At 42.6% G+C, this 20,348-nt stretch carries 19 protein-coding genes; 12 read left to right on the plus strand and 7 right to left on the minus strand.

Features of this window, described 5'->3' with window-relative positions; genetic code table 11:
* The first annotated feature begins 135 nt into the window (after nt 1–135).
* The 3 genes from groES (at nt 136) to FHG67_RS15135 (ending at nt 2,851) form a co-directional block, all read left to right on the plus strand.
* Nucleotides 136–426 (plus strand): co-chaperone GroES, encoded by a 291-nt coding sequence (gene groES, locus FHG67_RS15125; protein WP_002619721.1) that lies wholly within the window; start codon nt 136–138, stop codon nt 424–426.
* A 13-nt stretch (nt 427–439) separates the two neighbouring features.
* The gene (gene groL / locus FHG67_RS15130; protein ID WP_002730932.1) at nt 440–2,080 is read left to right on the plus strand and encodes a chaperonin GroEL; all 1,641 of its coding nucleotides are present in this window, start codon (nt 440–442) and stop codon (nt 2,078–2,080) included.
* A 102-nt stretch (nt 2,081–2,182) separates the two neighbouring features.
* Nucleotides 2,183–2,851 carry an SIMPL domain-containing protein gene (locus FHG67_RS15135; RefSeq protein ID WP_004498587.1) on the plus strand — a complete coding sequence of 223 codons (669 nt, stop codon included), beginning with the start codon at nt 2,183–2,185 and terminating at the stop codon, nt 2,849–2,851.
* A gap of 539 nt (nt 2,852–3,390) precedes the next feature.
* Here FHG67_RS15135 and FHG67_RS15140 read toward each other — a convergent pair.
* Entirely contained in the window at nt 3,391–4,296 is a 906-nt protein-coding gene (locus FHG67_RS15140) for an ankyrin repeat domain-containing protein (protein WP_232423659.1), read from the minus strand.
* A gap of 707 nt (nt 4,297–5,003) precedes the next feature.
* On the opposite strand from FHG67_RS15140, the gene FHG67_RS15145 reads away from it, so the two are divergent.
* From FHG67_RS15145 to FHG67_RS15185, 7 genes are all read left to right on the plus strand, one after another.
* On the plus strand, nt 5,004–5,477 hold the full coding sequence (locus FHG67_RS15145; RefSeq protein ID WP_004498558.1) for a hypothetical protein: 474 nt from the start codon (nt 5,004–5,006) through the stop codon (nt 5,475–5,477).
* A 25-nt stretch (nt 5,478–5,502) separates the two neighbouring features.
* Nucleotides 5,503–6,000 (plus strand): DUF1579 family protein, encoded by a 498-nt coding sequence (locus FHG67_RS15150; RefSeq protein WP_004498583.1) that lies wholly within the window; start codon nt 5,503–5,505, stop codon nt 5,998–6,000.
* Nucleotides 6,001–6,431: 431 nt separating this feature from the next.
* Complete coding sequence (locus FHG67_RS15165; protein WP_026054281.1) at nt 6,432–7,670, plus strand: ATP-grasp domain-containing protein; 1,239 nt, start codon at nt 6,432–6,434, stop codon at nt 7,668–7,670.
* Entirely contained in the window at nt 7,657–8,304 is a 648-nt protein-coding gene (locus tag FHG67_RS15170; RefSeq protein ID WP_004498543.1) for a class I SAM-dependent methyltransferase, read from the plus strand. Before FHG67_RS15165 ends, FHG67_RS15170 begins: the two co-directional genes overlap by 14 nt.
* The gene (locus tag FHG67_RS15175; protein ID WP_002619726.1) at nt 8,280–9,167 is read left to right on the plus strand and encodes a class I SAM-dependent methyltransferase; all 888 of its coding nucleotides are present in this window, start codon (nt 8,280–8,282) and stop codon (nt 9,165–9,167) included. The genes FHG67_RS15170 and FHG67_RS15175 overlap by 25 nt, the downstream gene beginning before the upstream one ends.
* Before the next feature lie 3 nt (nt 9,168–9,170).
* Nucleotides 9,171–11,420, plus strand: a complete 2,250-nt coding sequence (locus tag FHG67_RS15180) for a YhjD/YihY/BrkB family envelope integrity protein (RefSeq protein ID WP_004498554.1) — start codon at nt 9,171–9,173, stop codon at nt 11,418–11,420.
* A gap of 322 nt (nt 11,421–11,742) precedes the next feature.
* Nucleotides 11,743–12,894, plus strand: a complete 1,152-nt coding sequence (locus FHG67_RS15185) for an IS481 family transposase (protein WP_376767570.1) — start codon at nt 11,743–11,745, stop codon at nt 12,892–12,894.
* Between the two features lie 224 nt (nt 12,895–13,118).
* Here the strand turns inward: FHG67_RS15185 and FHG67_RS15190 are convergent, their stop codons facing one another.
* From FHG67_RS15190 to flgG, 5 genes are read right to left on the minus strand one after another with little or no spacing between them, the layout of a single operon-like run.
* Nucleotides 13,119–13,607: a rod-binding protein gene (locus FHG67_RS15190; protein WP_004498596.1), complete on the minus strand. Its 489-nt coding sequence runs from the start codon at nt 13,605–13,607 to the stop codon at nt 13,119–13,121.
* The gene (locus tag FHG67_RS15195) at nt 13,604–14,770 is read right to left on the minus strand and encodes a flagellar basal body P-ring protein FlgI (RefSeq protein WP_004498528.1); all 1,167 of its coding nucleotides are present in this window, start codon (nt 14,768–14,770) and stop codon (nt 13,604–13,606) included. Before FHG67_RS15195 ends, FHG67_RS15190 begins: the two co-directional genes overlap by 4 nt.
* Complete coding sequence (locus FHG67_RS15200; RefSeq protein ID WP_004498531.1) at nt 14,767–15,510, minus strand: flagellar basal body L-ring protein FlgH; 744 nt, start codon at nt 15,508–15,510, stop codon at nt 14,767–14,769. Before FHG67_RS15200 ends, FHG67_RS15195 begins: the two co-directional genes overlap by 4 nt.
* Entirely contained in the window at nt 15,507–16,391 is an 885-nt protein-coding gene (gene flgA / locus FHG67_RS15205; protein ID WP_002619698.1) for a flagellar basal body P-ring formation chaperone FlgA, read from the minus strand. Before flgA ends, FHG67_RS15200 begins: the two co-directional genes overlap by 4 nt.
* 18 nt (nt 16,392–16,409) lie before the next feature.
* Nucleotides 16,410–17,204: a flagellar basal-body rod protein FlgG gene (gene flgG, locus FHG67_RS15210; RefSeq protein ID WP_085986059.1), complete on the minus strand. Its 795-nt coding sequence runs from the start codon at nt 17,202–17,204 to the stop codon at nt 16,410–16,412.
* Between the two features lie 281 nt (nt 17,205–17,485).
* Between flgG and FHG67_RS15215 the strand changes: the two genes are divergently transcribed.
* Nucleotides 17,486–17,809 carry a hypothetical protein gene (locus tag FHG67_RS15215; protein WP_004498522.1) on the plus strand — a complete coding sequence of 108 codons (324 nt, stop codon included), beginning with the start codon at nt 17,486–17,488 and terminating at the stop codon, nt 17,807–17,809.
* Between the two features lie 9 nt (nt 17,810–17,818).
* On the plus strand, nt 17,819–18,703 hold the full coding sequence (locus tag FHG67_RS15220) for an RNA polymerase sigma factor (protein WP_004498559.1): 885 nt from the start codon (nt 17,819–17,821) through the stop codon (nt 18,701–18,703).
* Nucleotides 18,704–19,000: 297 nt separating this feature from the next.
* On the opposite strand, the gene FHG67_RS15225 is transcribed toward FHG67_RS15220, so the two are convergent.
* Nucleotides 19,001–20,152 (minus strand): DNA methyltransferase, encoded by a 1,152-nt coding sequence (locus FHG67_RS15225; RefSeq protein WP_004494945.1) that lies wholly within the window; start codon nt 20,150–20,152, stop codon nt 19,001–19,003.
* Between the last annotated feature and the right edge of the window lie 196 nt (nt 20,153–20,348).

The following is a 20,348-nucleotide window of genomic DNA, read 5'->3' on the forward strand; positions in this document are numbered from 1 at the left end:
CTTTTCTTTTCCATCAAATTTGGCACTCTCCGCATCAAAGTGCTTGACCCTTTTGGGGCCATTTTTTTTAATGAAAAACTAAATAAGCACTCTCACAAATATAGTGCTAATCTTATAATTTTAAGGAGTTAGTCTATGGCATCGATTAAACCTCTGGGTGACAGAGTCCTCGTAGAACCAAGACAGGAAGCCGAGGAAAAGATCGGTAGCATTTTCGTTCCTGATACGGCAAAAGAGAAACCACAAGAAGGAAAAGTTGTCGAAATAGGCAGCGGTAAGTATGAAGACGGGAAACTCGTTCCTCTCGAAGTAAAAGTAGGCGATACCGTCCTTTACGGAAAATATTCCGGAACTGAAATCAAATCGGAAGGCAAAGAATATCTCATCATCCGTGAAAGCGATATTCTGGCCGTCGTTAAAAAATAATCAGGAGTAAATCATGGCTAAAGATATTGAATACAACGAAACAGCAAGACGTAAGCTCCTAGAAGGGGTGAACAAACTCGCGAACGCGGTAAAAGTTACTCTCGGACCCAAAGGTCGCAACGTAGTAATCGATAAAAAATTCGGAGCGCCAACCATCACAAAAGACGGTGTGACCGTTGCGAAAGAAATCGAACTCGAAGACGCTCTCGAAAACATGGGCGCGCAAATGGTAAAAGAAGTTTCCACAAAGACAAACGACGTCGCAGGCGACGGAACCACCACTGCGACCATTCTCGCCCAATCCATTATCAACGAGGGTCTGAAAAACGTAACCGCAGGCGCAAACCCGATGTCTCTTAAAAGAGGGATCGACAAAGCCGTAACAGCGGCCGTGGAAAGCATACGAAAAAGAGCGGTTAAGATCGAAAACAAAAAAGACATCGCAAACGTCGCCAGCATCTCGGCTAACAACGATGATACAATCGGAAATCTGATTGCGGACGCAATGGATAAAGTCGGTAAAGACGGAGTGATCACGGTCGAAGAGGCGAAGTCCATCGAGACCACACTCGACGTGGTAGAAGGAATGCAGTTCGACAGAGGCTACATTTCTCCGTACATGGTTACCGACGCGGAATCTATGGTCGCTACTTTAAGCGATCCTTATATTCTGATCTACGACAAAAAAATCTCATCCATGAAAGATCTCATCCATATTCTCGAGAAGGTAGCTCAAGCGGGCAAACCTCTCGTGATCATCTCCGAAGAAGTGGAAGGAGAAGCGCTGGCTACCATCGTTGTCAACACTCTCAGAAAAACCATCTCCTGTGTCGCGGTAAAAGCTCCGGGCTTTGGAGACAGAAGAAAAGCGATGCTCGAAGATATCGCTATTTTGACGGGCGGACAAGTCATTTCCGAAGATCTTGGTATGAAACTCGAAAATACCACACTTCAAATGCTCGGCCGTGCGAACAAAGTGACCGTGGATAAAGAGAACACTACGATCATCGAAGGAAAAGGCCAAACGAAGGAAATCCAAGGAAGAATTGGTCAAATCAAAAAACAAATCGAAGATACCACTTCCGAATATGACAAAGAAAAACTTCAAGAAAGACTCGCAAAACTTGCGGGTGGGGTTGCGGTCATTCACGTCGGAGCGGCTACCGAAGTGGAAATGAAAGAGAAAAAAGCCCGTGTGGAAGACGCTCTTTCCGCGACTCGTGCGGCCGTGGAAGAAGGGATCGTTCCCGGCGGCGGTTTGACTCTTCTCAAAGCTCAAGAAGCTGTTGCCGCTCTGAAACTGGAAGGCGACGAAGCGACCGGAGCAAAAATTATTTTCCGTTCTTTGGAAGAACCGATTCGTATGATCACAAACAACGCAGGTCTGGAAGGATCCGTGATCGTGGAACACGCAAAAACTAAAAAAGGAAACGAAGGTTTTAACGCTCTATCCATGGTTTGGGAAGATCTGGTTTCTGCGGGTGTCGTGGACCCTGCGAAAGTGGTTCGCTCCGCACTGCAAAACGCGGCTTCCATCGGTTCCATGATCTTAACCACCGAAGTGACGATCACCGATAAGCCGGAAAAAGACGCTCCAAACCCGATGGCGGGAATGGGCGGAGGCGGTATGGGAGGAATGGGCGGAATGATGTAATTCATCTGCACCATTTTTACCAAATCGCAAAAGGCGGTCGAGTTTACTCTTCCGCCTTTTTTATTATAAAATTTTATATATTAAGAATATTCAGGAAATATTATGAATAAATTTGCCTCTCTGCTTCTTTTAACGATCCCAATTCTGGGAATTCAATCCGAAACCAAACAAACAATCACCGTTTCCGGAAGCGGTTCCGCGATCGTGGAAACGGACTACGTACAAATGAATTTCTCCGTGGAAGCGGAGGATCAGGACCCAAAAGTGGCCCAGGAAAAAAATCTGGAAAGAACGTCTAACGTTATTCAGTCGCTTTCAAAAAAATTCAAAATTGCGAACAAAGACGTTTATAGCACCGATTACACTCTGCAAAGACAATATCTGCAAGAGGGAAAACAAAGACCTTATCTCGCCTCTTCCGGAATTCTCCTCAAACTCAGAGATCTCAAACTCTATAAGGATTTGCTGTTAGAAGTTCAAAAACTCGGAGTCAATCAGGTAAGCGGAATCGACTTTAAGACGGAGTCCACCAAAACTCAGGAAAAGGAAGCCCTTGCGGCGGCCTACGAGGATGCAAAAAACAAAGCGTTCGTGCTCGCGAAGTCGATCGGAAAAACAAACGTAACCGCGCTCAAAATAGTCGAGTCAGATTCTATGGTCAACCCTCAGGTCGTTTATTTTAAGACAGGAAAGAAGGATGACTCCTCCCCCATTTCCGTGGGCGAAAGAACAATCCAGGTAAGAGTCAGCGTGGAATTCGAAGTTCAGTAAAGAAGACATTCCGGTTCGTTCCTTATGAAAAGACGAATCATTGTCTATCAAAAGAAAATTCAATTTCTCGAATTCTTTCCGGAAAAAATCCAAGATTTCCGGATCATAGAAATCCCCGGCCAAAACCCTACTATAGCTGTAAGCCCCAAATGATTTTTCTTTAGAACCTGTCCCAAAACCTAAGACAATCGTCGCGATTCACGGAGATTCTGATAAAATCCGATAGTTTTGGGACAGACTCTAAAAAAGTTCGCGTAAATTCTGTTCAATCAACTTTAAAAACTGTTTTTAAAATACAACATAGATTTTTAATCTAAGGACCTCTGTAAAATCCGAAAATACCAATCTACCGGGGAAAATCCCCGTATAAAATACCATTCGGCTTCTGTTATCATATGCAAAATTTAGTTTATAGAAGTTTCTTAAATTCCCCACAACTCAAAATTTTACATCCAAATAAGAGTGCAGGAATTCGTAATCCGCAGAAACACTTTTGCGAAAATGAAAAATAGCATCAGAGCAATTCGTTTTATCGAAAATCACTTCCGATCTTCCAAAATCAATTCCAGATCCTTGATTATATCATTATATTTTTCTAATTTAGGATTCAAATCTTTCAATTCGTGTTCTTTGTTGGAGTCGTAGGTGTTCCTATCCTTTTCGGGTCCTTTATACGGATTCTCCCATCGTTTCATTTCTCTTTCGATCTTTTTGTATTCTTTCTTAGCAATCTCCAAACCGGTCTCCGGATTGAACTCTGCTTTTGCTTTTTTAAGAACAAAATACACGTCGCGAGCTCCACGTTCTATCGCCCATTCAATCGGTGACATCGACAGCCGCGGGGTCCAAACAATCAATTTATTTACATCCGCTCCCGCTTGAATCAATTCTACCGCCGCAGAAGAACAATCCTTACGGACCGCACCACCCAGGGAAGAACCGGTCATATCAACTTCGTGTTTACTCGCATTCGGATCGAGTCCTGATTTTAAAAGTAATTTTAAGATCGGTAGATTACAGTTAGATGCGGCTAATTCAAGAGAGTAACCGTTATCATCCTTAAATCCATTCTGCAAAAGAATCTCTGTTATTTCTACTCGGTTCCAAGATACAGACACGTTTAGGATGGCCCATGATCTCTCCGGTTCTTTCAGTCCTCTTTCAATCAAGAGCGCAAGCGTTTTGTGTAAATTCCGTTGAAAAACCAAATCCCACAAAGAACACGTACTCCTATGATCAACACCAAAAACAGATCGCCCCAGATTATCATAAAGTTTACAAGGGCTCAAAATAGAATTCGGATCGGCGCCCAGATCCAAAAGCCCTTTGATTTCGGTCAAATTTTCAGAAGCAACCGCATCGAATAGAAGCTGATTCTTATCTTTCGAAATCTCTTTTGAAAATAAGAAAGTCGAGAATCCGATGGAACACAAGACGATTAACAAAAATTCATTTTTTTAAAAATCCGAACCTTTTTTTCATCGTTTGCTTTTCCCTTATAAATTCAAATTCTATCGATTCAGAAAATTCATTCGAAGCTTCCGGTCAATCCAGAAATTTCTAACCTTGTTTTTACTGATTCCTATAAAATAGAGTATCGTCAATTTGAGTACAAATTCCATGTTTCAACGCAGAATTTTAGACACTCTATTATGTAGAGATGAGTAAAGTTGTCCGAAAATTCATTCTTTAATAATTTCTTTCTGATTCCAATGTTTCTCCGACAAGAATTATGAATTTTAACAAAAACTTTTTTAAACCGAATAGACTTCGAGTACTTTAAAAAATATCCGCAGTTTGTATCGGAGATGCTACTCGGACGCGTGAAAATGATACTCGAAAATAAGCGGCCGGTTTTGCAAAAGTACAGCGGTTCTCAAAAATTAAGTCAAATCGGGAAATCCAGACTTTTTAAAGGAATATTTAAATATTCTAATTTTCGAAATAAGTTTTTAATAGTATTCTATTCTTAAGTTCGAGTAGCAATTCATTCTTGAGATTTTACGATCAGCTCAACTGGTACGATTTTTCAAAAATCAATTTCCGATTTCAATAGGTGAAAGATATATCAACGTAAAAGTTTCAGTGGCACTTGAAGTTCGGTAAAACCCTCCTGCGATTAAAAAAAGATCGGACGATTTTGCGAGGTTCTATGTCCAAAAATACGAAAAATACAAATTCCCTAAAATACAATTACCACGATTCGAACGCCGATTTTGCAAATTTCTTAAACGATCGTTCCGTTGAAATTATATTCAAACTTTATGAAGTATTCTATCCGGATAAACCCAAACTCATCCTACGAATTCGTGAAATCTGGAATATTCAAAAATTTTTAAAATATCCGAACTTAGAAGAACGAAATCTAAAAAAATCGAGCTTTAGAAAACATTCCTTGATTGGAAGAATAGACCGAATCCAATTTGATACAAAACGAAAATCCGAACGAAAAAACGTATTTCTTTATTGGAATCTAGATTCGATCGGAAGTTTTAGAATTCATTGCAAATCCATAGAAGAATTGTATTTTCCAAAATCTAAACCGTGGAGTTTGATTTTAACTTTCGAACTTCTTCGAATTACGGCCAAATTTCGTTTCAGTAAAATCTTTCTTGACCTGTTTTAACCATCCGATTTCAATCTTCCCAGTCATGAGCAAAGAAAAATTTGAAACCTCAAAACGAGAAGGCGTTCACAAAGAATTCGAATCTTATACGGGCAATTGGAAAGGCGTCAACCAAATGATGTTCAAAGAGGGAGAGGTCACCGACGAATCTCCGATTACCGGAACCATTAAACTTATATTAGGCGGAAGATTTCTTCTTCACGAATACAAGGGAAGTTACGGAGGGGAACCTTTCGAAGGAATCGCGATCTACGGTTATCATATCGACAAACAGAGATACGAATCCGCTTGGGTCGAAAGTTTCGGGATGGGAAGCGGAATTCTATTTTCTCAAAGCCCGCCCGGCGCGCAGGAATGGTCTTTTACGGGACACTACGGCGGAGAAACTTCTGAAACCAGTTGGGGTTGGAAAACTAGTTTGGAAAAAGACGGAGATAACAAGCTAATCATCTTTTCCCAAAACCTCAGACCGAACGGAGAAAAAGCGGGCGGGGTTCGAATCTTATACGAACGCATTTCGTAAAGAATCGTGTTCTTTCCATCTATACAAGGGAAGATTGAATTCTTCCCTAAGACGTACCGATTCAGTTCCCTCGATCAAACACGTAAAACTCATCAAGAAAACACCGCAAAAATCGAAGACAACGGAAGCGTTTCAGATCTTCGTCAACTCGCAACGTACACGGGTTCGCAAAACACACAAACAGTTTCGAACGATCAATACCTGTGGACGGTCGGCTACACGTAGATCCCTTCTTCAAAACATGCGCGGAAATCCGTTGTCTCACAGCGATTCACGTTCATCAGACGAAACCTAAGATGATTCCTACGAGGAAAAAATTCGGAAGGAAAAAAACGAACGCTTCCGCACCGATCCGCTTCCTGCTAAGATCAAGTCATACGGCTCGTAAAAATCCTTTGACTTTCTCACGTATAAAAAGAAACCTACGGATGATGAAAGAAAAGGGATATTTCCTTTCCATCGGGGCCGGACCCAATCAAGTCCCCTTGATCTCCGCTGCGATCGGACTCGGTTACTCGGTGATCGCCGTGGACCGAAACAACCATGCGCCTGGTTTGAAAATGTCCTCTCTCAGGATTATGGAATCCGTCACCGAATATCGTAAAATTCTCAAAACGGTTTCCGAAATTCCTCTTCAGGGAGAAATTCTCGGAGTCGGGACTCGCTCTTACGGAAAAGCGACTTACACCGCTTCCTACATAGCCGACAAATTAAAACTACGTTATGCTAGTCTTGAAAGTGTGGGGATCTGTTCGGATAAGAATCTGCTCAAAGAAACCGCAAAAAAGATAGGAATTTTAACTCCGGAAAATTACGATATCAGTACCTTAAAAAATCAATTTCCCTTCGTATACAAACCTTCTCAGGGAAGCGGCAAAGAAGGAATCAGAACCTTTCACGATCCGAAAGAATGGGAATCCTTTCTTAAATCCAAGAAAAAAAACTCTCGCTCAAGGGTATCCAAAAAGAAGACGAATGCGGATAAGGAAGAATGGATCGCAGAAGAATACATTCCGGGTTTTGAAATCACAGTCTGCGGGCTGATTCAAAACGGAAAGTTTTTTCCGGCTTCCATCTCTCATAAGGATGTGACGAAGTACGCGCCTTATTTAGAAATCGCTCATACTCTTCCTTTCTTACGTTGCGAATTGATCGGAGAAATTCTTCTCAACTGCAGGGCTTTGGCCGCGGCGACTAAGATGAACGATTGCCCATTCGTCGCAGAATTCAGAATCAATCCGCAAGGAGAAATCTATCTGATCGAAGCGGTCCCGGAAGTCGGAGGGGAATTTTTAGCCGACACCCTGATTCCGAATTACTTCGGCTCTTCCTATTTCGAAAATTTAGTGAAACTTTTAACGGGAGAAAAAATCGAACCGTTTTTGAACTATTCGAAAATTCCTAAGAAATACGCGGGAATTTTTTTCTCCGCGCCTCCCGAAGGAAAGTCCAAACTTGTCGAACATTCAGAATTCGTTATAAAAGGAAAAGAAAAAATCATCTTCGATCGTAAGTTGAAACAACACGGAGAAATTTTAAGAACGTCGGAAGGAAACGCGATAAGAACTCGAAGTATCGGGGTCTTAGGTCCCGATCAAAACGATCAGACTTTGGAAAATTGGAAACAATCCGTTCTACAAAGACTGGAAGGTAAATTTGAATCCGTCTGAACCTTCTTCCCGATCCGCCTGGAACCTACATTATACAAGAACCAAATCCAGGTTAGACTATCCCGACGAAAATCTGGTCAGAATGCTTTCGAAAATCGGAACCGGTTATTCCGATAAACAAGCGAAACGGAAAGCCTTGGATTTCGGGGCCGGTTCCGGAAGGCACTGTGTTTTATTAAACGAATTCGGTTATCAAGTTTATGCGACGGACTATACGGAAAATTCCGTAAAAACAATTCGAGAAACGTGTCCTTTCGTCAAAGCTTCGTTAGGCGGCAATCCTCCGTTCCCTTTCGAAGAGAATTTTTTCGACGTGATCGTAAGTTGGGGAGTATTACACTACAATTCCGCAAAATCTACTCAAGAAATTCTAAAGGAAAAAATCAGAATTCTCAAGAAAGGGGGATATCTGGCCGGGTCGGTGCGAGCAGTCGGGGACACCCATCTCCAGGCGCAGGGAACTGCGATCGGAACCGAGGACTTAAAAGGGGCTTACTCCCGTTTTTATACATTAGAAGAATTGAAAGAAGATTTGAAGGATTTTTCCCATACCGATTTCGGTTATACGGAAAGAACTCCTTTGGGAAAATTGGAAGAAAGGATCTGTCATTGGATTTTTCTGGCAAAACTCTAAACGAAATCTGTCCTTGCTGTCAAAAAAACGACTGGAAATTCTTATATTATTCCACATTTAAAAATTATAATATTCCAATTTATATCTGTTCTACCTGCGGGCTAAGAACCCAACATCCAAGACCAAAACCTTCCGAACTTTACACGGAAAAATATTATTCCGGGAATGCTGACTTTTCATACCGAGACGAAAGACAAACCGAAAAATTCGATCGATACGTTTGGAAAGCCCGAATTAAAAACATCCAAAAATTTAAACCGAAAGGAAAATTTTTAGATATCGGTTGTTCCTTCGGAGGTTTTCTGAATTGCGCAAAAGAAGCAGGTTTCGAAGTCGCCGGTGTGGAAATTTCTTCCTACTCCGCCGAAGCCGCAAAATCCAGAGGATTCGAAGTGTGTCAGGGAGAATTTTTAGACGCGGATCTTCCCGAAAATTTTTTCGACGTGGTCACTCTCGTAGAGGTGATCGAACATCTTTCGCAACCGGATCGCGTTTTTCAAAAACTTCGTCGAATTCTTAAACCGGGAGGATTGCTACTTTTACAAACCGCAAATTTCGAAGGCATGCAAGCGATCGATGCGGGGGCAAGCTACCATTATTACCTTCCGGGACATTTTTATTATTATTCGGAATCGAATCTGAAAAAAATTCTTGATCGTTCCGGTTTTAGAGATCACATCATTTATCTCGGAGTTGATTTTTCACTTCTCGCAAAATTACTCAAGTCAAGAGGAAGTTTCCGCTCTTGGAAAGATTATTGGAAATGGATTCGAATCAGTGTCTACCACTGGAAAAGTAAACTCAAAAATCAAGGCAGGCCTTTGACTTCGTCCATGGTTCTGTACAGCTTCAAGGCGGAATGAGCAATGTTACATCTATTTAAACCGGGTTGGTTGGCCGATTCCGATAAGATTCCCCAAAAAGGTTTTCTAAAAATTTTCGTTCTATTCATCCGGATCATCGTAGGTTCCGCATATCGTTTTATCAAGGACGATTGTCTCATGCAAGCCTCCGGGATTTCCTATACGACAATCGTATCTTTGATTCCTATGCTCACGGTTGCGTTGTCTTTGATCACGATCACTTCCGGTTTGGAAAATCGAAAAGAGGAAATTTTCGACACGATCAACACCTTCATTCTACAAAGTAACATCAACGTGGATATCAACACGTACCTCGAAACGATCGGAGAACTGATCGATACCGCGACTCAGATCGGAGCCATCGGATTTGTGATTTTGGTGTTTTCGGCAACCGCAGTTTTACGTTCTCTGGAAAACGCGTTCAACGGAATTTGGAAGATCCGCTCCAACAGATCCCTCTTTCAGAAATTCGTGTTTTATTTTTTCGTCTTGGCGATAGGTCCCCTTCTTTTTGTGATCGGAGAAGGAATCGCCAAAAAGACCATCGATTTCTTCAGACCTTCCCACTACTTTTCTATGGAAAAAGATTCCTCCGATAAAATCTGGGTGAGCGGAGAAAACGGAACCCTGTTTCGAATGGATTCCAACCTCAAAAAGGAATATTCGATTCGGGAAGACGAAATCGATTTTGAAAACATGAAATGTTTAGACAACTTAGGCGGAGGATTGGACTTCTGCAAAAAGCCGGATATAGGAGATTCCGATTTTATTCGTATTAAAATCAGAGAAGGAATTATCTACGCCCTTTCCACAAAAGGGATTCTCCTAATCAAACCTATCGATTCCCCCGTCTGGACCCTGACCTCCTTCGAAGGAGTCGAACTCAAGGACATAGAAGTCGTCAATAAAAATAATATTTTCATTATATTCAAAAACGGAGAAGTTCTACACTATATTCCCGAAGGAATTTCCTTCAAACCGATCTTCAAAGACAGGTTGAAGATGAACGCTTCCAAGGTCTATTTTCCAGACGCATTAAAGGGTTACATCGCGGACGAATCCGGGACCGTATGGACGAGCGACGACGGAGGATTTAATTTTTATCCGAATCGACTGACTCATTTAGCGTTCCATGACATCCATCAAACTACAAACGGGGATATCTTTTTGGCGGGAGAAAGAGGAGTTTTGTATCGTTCCCAAGACGGAGGAAATAGCTGGATCGAACTGCGCCACAAACGATATAACTTCATCCGTATCTGGTCCTTTACCGGACCCGATATAACGGAATTATTCCTTATGGATAGTCTGGGGAACATACTCATTTCCACGGATTTAGGAGATCACTGGAATCCATTTTACACCCCGATGAACGGTAAGTTATGGGCCAATCTTCTTTTGGAAAGAAAAGAAAACGGAAAGATCAAAATGCTCAACGTAGGCGAATATCGCACCATCAGTATTACTGAATCCAAAGATCAGAAATTTGTGACCACTCTAATCGCCGGAGGAGACAGCGTTTTTACGATCTATTCTTTCCTGAGAATTTTATTTCCGCTCTCCGGAATTTGGCTCTTTTTTCTAAGTCTTTATTCTTTGATCCCGAATACGAAGGTTCCCCTAAAAGCCTCTTCCGTAGGAGCCGCGGTCACGGGTATCATCTTTCTTGTTTTTCTTTGGGGATTTCATGTGTATCTTTCTTCGTTCAGCGAGACCACAATGATTATCTACAAAGCTTTGGCGGCGATTCCGATTTTTCTTTTGGGAGTATATTCACTTTCTTTAATTGTTCTGTTCGGCGCAGAAATCACCGCGTCTCTTCAATTCAGAGAAAGGTATCTCGCTCCTCTTCACTCTCCGGATGAAATTCATACCTCGTCGAGCAACGAGTTTCGAAAATTGATTTTGATTTTAAAGTCCGCATATCGGATTCAAAAAGAAAAAAAGATACCCTCTTCTTCTATCGAACTTTCCCGGATTTCGCGTTTGAAAGAAGAAGAGATTCCAGTATTGACCAAAAAACTCTGCGAATTGGAATTTTTATCGGAGACGAGAAAAAACGAATTTGTTCCGATCATTGCACCGGGAGATTTGAGTATCGGAGACGTTTATCGAAAGATCCCCGAACCTCTTTTAACGGGCGATAAGGAACTGAAATTATTTCCCGGAAACATTCATTCCAAAATCGAAAAAACGGAAGAAAAACTGCAAAACGATTTGGATGGAATCAAATTTGGGGATTTAATCGACTAACAAAAATTTTTCGTATTTAACGTGAGTTCGATATAACAAAATGCGAAAGCGATTCTATGTTGCGATCCGTAGAGAGGCACCCACAAATTAAGAAGGCTTTCGGGATCATAAGAATCAAAAACTGATATTTTTCAAGTGTTCCGACAAGAATGAGGCTTTTTACTTGCAAAAAGTATGATTTTCTGATAGAAGAAAATTTCCCGAACCTTTCCGCCTCCAGGCTCAATGATTTGCTCCCTACGGGTCGCTCATCACCCCACCACCCAGGTATGAACCGGGAACATAGGTAACACTAAAATTAATGCAAAGGAGGGTTAATCCTTTGCCATGGAAAAAGGTGTCACCGATGGACGAGAAAGTAAAATTCATTGCGGCAGTCTGCAACGGAAGTGTTTCAATCACTTCGTTGTGCGAGACGTTTGGAATCAGTAGAAAGACCGGTTACAAATGGTTGAATCGATATCGACAAGAAGGTCCAAACGGGCTTTTAGACAGAAGCAAATCTCCTCATACGAATCCCAATCGAGTTAGTTTTGCGGAAGAGAGATTCATCCTTGCACTTCGTAAACGACATCCGACTTGGGGACCGAAGAAGCTGCTTGTCATATTAGAAAAGGATAATCCTGAAATCACTTGGCCTTCAGCAAGCACGATCGGCAATATTCTTCAGAAAAGAGGTTTGGTAAAATCTCGAAAGAAGAAGCGAGAGATGATTGCTCGCTCCTTCCCGTTTCAAGGTTACGATCATCCGAATGCGGTTTGGTGTGCGGATTTCAAAGGAGATTTCAAACTCAAAGATGGAATTCGATGTTACCCTTTGACAATTTCGGACGGTTACAGTCGATTCTTACTTTGTTGTAAAGGTCTTTCAGGCACAAAAACCTACGATACCAAGAAAGAATTCGAAAGATGTTTTCGAGAATACGGATTGCCGAATGCGATTCGAACGGACAATGGGGTCCCGTTTGCGGCGGGATTAGGAATGTCTCTGCTTTCCACTTGGTGGATTAAATTGGGAATTCTTCCTGAAAGAATTCGTCCCGGTAAACCTCAAGAGAACGGACGACACGAGAGAATGCATCGCACCTTAAAAGCGGAAGCGGTATATCCGATCCGTTCTTCTATGAAACAACAACAGAAATCTTTTGATCGATTTAGAGCGGAATACAATTTTGAACGTCCGCATGAAGCATTGGGTCAAAAAACTCCTTCCCAGCTTTATAAACATTCAACGAGAATATTTCCGAATCGTATTCCTGAAATACGGTATCCGGATCATTTTGAAATCCGGAAAGTGGATGATGGTTGCTTTTATTGGAAAAATCAAAGATACTTCATCACGAAGAGTTTAGCCGGGGAAAGAATCGGATTTGAGCCGGTCGAAGACGGCCTTTGGCGAATCTACTTCAGCTTTGTAACAATCGGATATTTTGATGAACGAATTCGAAAAGTAACTAGGACTTTAAAAGTGTAACCCATGTCGTTGGTTTAAACTGTTACCTATGTCCCAGGATGTACACCCAAAATCAGGGTGGGGCCGATCGTTTCACGGGGATTTTGTCGTAATTCCTACAAATTGATCTTGAGATCCCATTACTTGTGGGTAACGTTATGATAGAGAGGCATTCGCTGAGTTATGCCGATCCATAGAGAAGCATTCGCTGAGTTAACGACGCCCCTTAGGGAAGCCGTTTCATTTTAAACCTTACGATCGGCTCTGATCCCGGCGTTGACCGGAGGAAGATTGGAAGATAAAGACTGATAGATCTGTTCCGCAAGACCCAAGGAAGAATTAGCCGAAAGATTTTTGGAATATTCGTCGTAGAGCATGTCTTCAAAGATCTCTTCCGCGTGACCTCCGTCGATGAGACCCGATTTCTCCACGGTCTTTTTCATTTCGGTAAGCATCATCTTCACAAAGATCGATTCGAATTCGACGGAAGCGGAATAGAGTTTTTTGCGATACGGATCGGCCGCCGTTTCTTCCTTAATGTTATGCGGCATGCGAATCTCAGAAGAGCTGATTTTGCCGGAAAATTTTTCATTGAATTCTTTCCGAAGCAATTCCGGAAAGGAAACATTCCGTTTTTCTTTATTAGAATTTTCGATATGAATCAGACTTTTGACTTCGGGTTTTTCGGCCAGATTCAATTTGTTTGTGTAATCTTGAATGGAATCGATTCTCATTGTATCTCCAACTCCGCGTGTAACGCGCCCGATTTTTTCAAAGCTTCTAAAATTGCAATGATGTCCCTGGTAGAGGCTCCGACCTTGTTCAAGGCTTCGACCACGTCGCCTACGCTCGTGGATTCCTCGATCAAAAAAGAGTTTTTAACGGGTTCTTGTTCTTTTCCAAACCAGTTGCGTCTCCGGTTTTTATCCGTGACGGAAAGATTCAAACCGGAACGGGAAACCGCAACCTCTTCGATCGTGATGTTACCGCCCATTACGATAACTCCGGTTCTTTCGTTGATGATCACCTTCGGCCTGACCTGGGTTTCGACGGTAAGATTTTCAATGTCGCTTAATAAAGTTAAGAACGCGTCGGACTTATTTTCGAAAGTTTTTCCGAGAACGATATTGATCTCGGAGGGAGAAACGGGAACAACCGATTCCGGTCCGATTCCGTGTTTTCCGGGGAGAATGGAACGAATTCGAGAGACAATCGTGTTTAAAGCCGTAAAATCCTGATTTTCAAGTTGAATCTGAATTCTTTCGGAAGCGTAAAAATTCTGATCCAACTCCTGCTCGACGATCGCTCCCCCATGAATGATTCCGACCGTCTTTTTATTTCCCCTCACGCCGCTTCCTCTTTCCTGTTCCTGTCTTCCGCCGAAAGAGATCACACCCGAAGCCACCGCGAATGTCTTATCCCCGGCGGTTTTCAAAGGAGATTGCAGGAGAACCCCTCCCTCTAAGGACTTAGCGTCTCCGATGGAAGATACGATTACGTTCAACTTATCCCCTTTGCGAGAATAAGTCGGTATCGTAGAGGTGATCAAAACGGATGCGATATTTCGAGTTTGATCCGGTTTGAGATTGGCTTCCACTCCTAGGTTTTTCAGATAATTTTTCATACTTTCGGAAGTAAAAGGAGTTTTGCTATCTCCGGTTCCAGGGAGACCGACTACGATTCCGTATCCCGTGATCTGATTTTCCCGAATTCCTTCGATGCGGGCGACGTCCTTAAGCCGTAACTCCGCCGCATTCAAGGGAAAAACACCGAACGCTCCAATCAAAAATACCGCAAAGCACGCGTAAAACGAGGACCCGAAAACGCGCGATACAAATCCGCAGAAAACGGTCAAAGAAAACCTAAACATGCAAAAAATAGAATATTTGAATTTCATTGCGATTCTCCCAAAAGCCGGTTCAGTTGGTTCAGAATCAGTCTTTGTTTTTCTTCTTCCGAAAGTTCTGCTTTGGTCGTTACGGAACCGTCCGGATTTGTGACGGTTTTTAAAGCGATCGGAGGAATTACTTCTTGGCGTTTGATTTTTCCGCTAAAGTTCACCTGAAGATTGGCGATCTTATCCGCATCGATAGAAGAATCCTTTTCCACAAATTCCGGAGAAACCGTTCCCGATAAAAAAAGACTATTTTCCTCCCCGTTGATCACATTCATTTTTTGTCCACGGACGCTCAAAAGTCCCGTGTTCGGATCCACTGCGGTCACGAGAACCGTCAAGTTCCCTTTTATTTTCCCCACAGACTTGATCTTCCCCTTATTTTTTCGAGTAATCGTACGATCGCTGTTATACGACGGCATATCGGGAATGATCTTTTTATCGGGCATAACTTTCAAGGTCAGGGTTTCGTCGGCATTGGATTCGAGCTCGAATTCCGCCTGTAGACCGTTTTTGATTTTAACGTAGAGAGGAGATCCGACCTTGATGTTTTGGCGCATAGAATACGGATTTTTATCCGCCCAAAGGGAGGATTCTTGTGCGTTCAAACCGGATTGTTTTTCCGCAAAAACGCAGAATAGAAGAAGAACGCTTATTCCCCAAAAACTCAATCTTAGACTTTTTGATAAGATCCCGACCCACAGACCCGAATATAAACCTGCGAAAATCGAATCGAATCTCATTCCGCGACCACCGTATTTTTATCCACGACTTTCGCACTCAACTGCCCCTCTCTGGAATGAGCCGTAACCTGAACTTCTTCCCCGATATTTCCGGAACTCAGAGCTTTCACTTTCGCTTTGAGAACGAGACTCCCTTTGTGATAGATCATTAGAATTTCCCCTCCTCTTTGAACGTCCTGAATCTTACGAACGTGTTTTTTACGGAAGATCTCGCCTTCGTTCATGTCTTTTAAAAGAGTAGAACCCAGTAACTCGCTTCCGGGAGAATCCAAAATTTCCTCAGAAGTCAAGGTCTCTTCTTCTTTGAAATCCTCTTTTACAATTTTGATCCCTTTGTTCAAAGGACGACTCGCCTTTAATACTTTTATCTTTTGTTCCACCTGAAAACGAATCCTCAAGGTATGAACTTTTTGATTTTGAAAAAATATTTCCAGAGAGGCCATGAGTTGTCCCGGATGCAAACGGGAGGAAAGATTCGCCCAACGAAGTTGGACGCCTTCCGAGGGAACCTTGATATCTCCGGATAAAAATGTAAGTTTGAACTCCCCGTTCGGATGTTTCTTTTTGATCTCGTCGGTAAGAGATTCCTCGATTTCTTCGGGTTTCAAGGTATGATTCAAAGGAAGAATCAAAGTTTCCCTTCCTACCACGATCGGATTCAAATCTCCGTAAACCTTCAAGATATCTTTGGATCCGACAAACACGGGGCGCTTTAAATCTCGGATGAGGACGCGATCTTCCAATCCGTCGGGAATCCGAGCGACGGAAGATAAACGAACTTCTTCCCCTTCCACAATCACCCTACCTTTGAGGTAAATCCCGGATCCCCAAAGCGAATCGACGCCCAAAACAAGAAGAACAAAAATCCGCGCAAACTTCATAAGAAATTTATAAAATTCTTATCTCTTGAGAGAAATGGCAGTGGACAACATATTGTCCGAGGTTTGAATTGCCTTCGAATTGGACTCGTAAGCTCTTTGAGCGACGATCATGTTCACCATTTCTTCCACGATCTTTACGTTACTCATTTCCAAAAATCCCTGAAGTACGTTTCCGAATCCTTCCATACCCGGAGTCCCCGGAATTTCGGGTCCGGACGCCACCGTTTCTTGAAATAAGTTTTTTCCGATCGCTTGAAGACCCGCCGGGTTTACGAAACGATAAAGTTCCACCTGACCGATCACGATCGGACGAATATCCGCTCCGACTTTTACGGTGACTTCACCCTGTTCGGAAATCATCAGTGTGTTTAAAATCGCTCCTTCGGGAAGAATAAGCGGCGGTTCGAGAAGATATCCATTAGACGTCACCACTTGTTGGTTCGAGTCGATCTTAAAAGATCCGTCTCTGGAGAAAGCAAAACTCCCATCCGGCATCTGAATTTTAAAAAATCCCATTTCTCCGGTAATCGCCATATCCAATTTATTTCCGGTGGCTTGAAAAGAACCGATCTCAAAAAGTTTTTGAGAAGCCGCGACTCTCACACCATGACCCACGTTGACTCCCGTAGGAATCTCGCTTACGGAAGTGGCCGGAGTTCCGGCTAAAACCTGGTGTTGGTAAACCAAATCCTCGAAGTCGGCGCGATTTTTTTTGAATCCCGTCGTATTCACGTTTGCTAAATTGTTCGAAATCGTATCGATATGGAACTGCTGGGCAATCATTCCCGTGGCAGCCGTCCAGAGTGAGCGCATCATATCCGGTAACCCTCTTCTTCCTTTAAGTTTTCGGTCGATTTCGGAAATTGATGAAGAGGAAACCGGCTCATTTCCGAGCAAAGAAGACAGAATCCGGAAAAAAGTAAGTGTATCAAGTTGCTAGGAGCGAGGAATTAGTGTTTAGGACGCTACAGTCCGCGGTGATGTATGATAGATTTCAGATTATTTTTTGTCGGCCAATTGTCACAGGCTTAATTTCTGGCGATACCACTTTATAAAGGCAGGAATCTCAAGCCATTACCAAAAGGAGAAAAAATATGTACATTCAATTGGCCCCGGGAAGAGCAAAAGTCGGAGTCGACGAAGCTACGATTCTTAAAGCATCGGATGAGTTTGAAACTCATTTCGTCAAGCAGCAGAAAGGAATCATCAAGCGGATATTGATGAAGGGAAAAGGCGGCACATATGCCGATTTGGTGTTCTTTGAAAGTAAAGAAGCCGCCGATCGCGTAGCCGAGGCAGAACAGGCAGGGCATCCGGCATGTTTGGATTTTTTCCAACTATTTGAGATGGACGAAACGAAAACAGATATGGCCGTCCTCAGTTTTGAGGATATCAAAACATACGGTAAACAGGTTTAAACTCAGACTATGATTATTTTACGCAGCCATCCACAAAAAAGAGTTAAGTCTGATTGGGGGGATCTTGTGCGTAAGAGCCTCGCGGGAAACCGCGAGGTCTTGGAGCACCTTATTACGTCACTACAGCCCTTTGTCTTTAACCTGGCACAAAAGATGTTGCTGAATCCGGACGATGCGGCGGACGTTACGCAGGAAACCCTACTTAAAGTCATTCTTAACCTCCAATCCTACAATCCCGAAAAGGCGGCGTTTACCACCTGGGCGTATGCAATTGCACGTAACCAGCTTCTGAAATTCCGTAAGGGTAAGATCGAAGCTTTGACGGGCTCATTCGATGAGTTTGCCGAAGAAATTTATGCCGTCTCGGATGAAGTGATCGAAGCGCGTGAGCTGAAGAACCCGGAGACTCAGCTCTTGGTTAAGGAAGCAAATGTTGGCTGTATGTTGGGTATGCTACTCTGCCTGACGCGCGAGCAGCGCTTGGTTTTTATTCTCGGAGAATTTTTTGCGCTCAAATCCGATGTAGCGGGTGAAATTTGCGGCGTCAGCGCAGAAAATTACCGACAGCTGCTTTCCCGCGCAAGGCGTGATCTTTACTCATTTATGCAGAACAAATGCGGGCTTATTAACAAAACCAACCCATGCCGATGTCACCGCAAAACAAGAGGCTTCATTAAGGCCGGATACGTCGATCCACTCAATATCCGCTTTGCCGCGCCACACTATGAAAATGCAAGAATTTTCTCCGAGGAACATGTAGATGCGATGTGCGACCTGGACGATGAATATGGGAAAATGTTTCGCAACTTACCCGCATACGATGCAGGGCGTGCGTTACTGACTGTGCAAAGCCTTCTTAACTCTGAAAAATTTAAGGATACTTTCAGTATCTAGAATATTCCCCTCACGATACTCGGGCTCGACTACGAATTCGCTTTCGATTTTTCAGCCGCGCCAGCGATCGAAGCGAAAATACTGCGACGCACCATGGATTTCATAGAATTCAAATATAATAAAACCAGTAAATTAAAATATCTTTAAATATTGAATGGTACGTTGCAGATTGGAGCGTAGAGCGCGGTCCTTTCGATAGAAAGGAGGCGCCAAACAAATCGTCGGTGGGAAAAGTTCAAATCGCCTAAAAAAGTTTCAGCCATCCACAAATGTGGGAACTCCCACAAATAAAGTTCCTTACTTAAAATTTCGAAAGACCACACAACGATTTGAGTTCGTACCTTTTTCGTTATTCGAAACGTTCCAGCAATTGGAAAGTTTCGTGAACTTTTGATCGTTGATAAAAGTTGTTTCCCATTCCAAACCGGAATCGGAAGCGGCCCGGATCACATACTCGTCCAAATTGAAAATAGCGGAACCCTTTTTGATATCACCCACTTCCATGACACAAACCCCGTTCGGCTTGAGAACCCTGGAAAGCTCCTTCAAAGTTTCTCGGATAAATTCCATCCAAGCATCGAGAGTGGAAAAGATACTCGGCCTTTTATGATCCGGAAGTTCTATATCCAAAAACCAATAACGAAGCCAATTATCCTCTTCATAGTTCACCTTATCCAGAAAAGGCGGAGAAGTGATGACAAGATCCGCAATTCCATCCTCCATAGATTCCAAGTACAAAGAGGAATGATTCGTATAACGATTTCTACCTGAAAATTCGTGATAAAACGGAGGAAGTGGGGACTTTAGATCCCGCTTCATCTTCTGCAAGATCCGAGATTTAATTTCCTTATATTCCGGTTCGATTCCCCTCTTCTCGTTGTTTCTCTTTTGAGCCGCCGGAGGAATCGAAATCTGTGGAAAACTGTAAACCGAGAAAAATCCATCGCTATGTCCGTGAAGTCTGGAAAGCGCCGTGACCCCTATGTATTGGATCTCGGGAGAAAGATCCCGGGAAAGAATTCGTTTTAAATTTTTGATTTCGTTTAGAGTATCCTTATGATAAAAAGCGAGCAGATCCTTGTCTTCTTTTTCTTCTCGAGTTTTCTTTTTTAAATCCAGTCGATCCAAAATCCTTTCCATGCTGTCGAGGGAAGGAATCGTTTGTCTGGACTTGGCAAGAAACAAAGACATCGGACTGATATCATTGTGAATCGCAAAGTGACCTTCCAAATTCGCTTGAATGGAAGTGGTCCCTCTACCTCCGAAAGGATCCAAAACAACGCCCTTATTTTTAGAAAGATATCGATCCAAAAAAAAAGCTGGAAGCTCGGGTTTAAACGAGGCTCGGTAACTGACGCCGTAATGAATGGAATGAGATTGCCTCTGACGAGAGGTCCAGAATTCTCCGATTTGAATTTTTCTTTCTTTTCTTTTGAGTGCGATCGACATCCGAAAAACCTCGTATGAAAAGATTTTCGGTCTTCTCTCGGTTTTCCCCGAAGAAAAAAAGAATCGTTTGGAAACAGAAACAATTCCCGTAAACGAACGCACAAAAAGAAAAGGGTTAAACTTGATTTTGTCTAAAACGACATAGTTTTTTGATCTGTCCTTTTAATGAGAAATTCGAACACGATTTGATTTGTCA

The sequence above is a fragment of the Leptospira weilii genome (assembly GCF_006874765.1).
In the GTDB taxonomy this organism is placed as follows: Bacteria; Spirochaetota; Leptospiria; order Leptospirales; family Leptospiraceae; genus Leptospira; species Leptospira weilii.

What these genes read in the sequence shown, in the direction of transcription:
- groES (WP_002619721.1), top strand. Translation starts at nt 136, where the DNA reads ATGGCATCGATTAAACCTCTGGGTGACAGAGTCCTCGTAGAACCAAGA.
- groL (WP_002730932.1), top strand. Translation starts at nt 440, where the DNA reads ATGGCTAAAGATATTGAATACAACGAAACAGCAAGACGTAAGCTCCTA.
- FHG67_RS15135 (WP_004498587.1), top strand. Translation starts at nt 2,183, where the DNA reads ATGAATAAATTTGCCTCTCTGCTTCTTTTAACGATCCCAATTCTGGGA.
- FHG67_RS15145 (WP_004498558.1), top strand. Translation starts at nt 5,004, where the DNA reads ATGTCCAAAAATACGAAAAATACAAATTCCCTAAAATACAATTACCAC.
- FHG67_RS15150 (WP_004498583.1), top strand. Translation starts at nt 5,503, where the DNA reads ATGAGCAAAGAAAAATTTGAAACCTCAAAACGAGAAGGCGTTCACAAA.
- FHG67_RS15165 (WP_026054281.1), top strand. Translation starts at nt 6,432, where the DNA reads ATGAAAGAAAAGGGATATTTCCTTTCCATCGGGGCCGGACCCAATCAA.
- FHG67_RS15180 (WP_004498554.1), top strand. Translation starts at nt 9,171, where the DNA reads ATGTTACATCTATTTAAACCGGGTTGGTTGGCCGATTCCGATAAGATT.
- FHG67_RS15190 (WP_004498596.1), bottom strand. Translation starts at nt 13,607, where the DNA reads ATGAGAATCGATTCCATTCAAGATTACACAAACAAATTGAATCTGGCC.
- FHG67_RS15195 (WP_004498528.1), bottom strand. Translation starts at nt 14,770, where the DNA reads ATGAAATTCAAATATTCTATTTTTTGCATGTTTAGGTTTTCTTTGACC.
- FHG67_RS15200 (WP_004498531.1), bottom strand. Translation starts at nt 15,510, where the DNA reads ATGAGATTCGATTCGATTTTCGCAGGTTTATATTCGGGTCTGTGGGTC.
- flgA (WP_002619698.1), bottom strand. Translation starts at nt 16,391, where the DNA reads ATGAAGTTTGCGCGGATTTTTGTTCTTCTTGTTTTGGGCGTCGATTCG.
- flgG (WP_085986059.1), bottom strand. Translation starts at nt 17,204, where the DNA reads ATGCGCTCACTCTGGACGGCTGCCACGGGAATGATTGCCCAGCAGTTC.
- FHG67_RS15215 (WP_004498522.1), top strand. Translation starts at nt 17,486, where the DNA reads ATGTACATTCAATTGGCCCCGGGAAGAGCAAAAGTCGGAGTCGACGAA.
- FHG67_RS15220 (WP_004498559.1), top strand. Translation starts at nt 17,819, where the DNA reads ATGATTATTTTACGCAGCCATCCACAAAAAAGAGTTAAGTCTGATTGG.
- FHG67_RS15225 (WP_004494945.1), bottom strand. Translation starts at nt 20,152, where the DNA reads ATGTCGATCGCACTCAAAAGAAAAGAAAGAAAAATTCAAATCGGAGAA.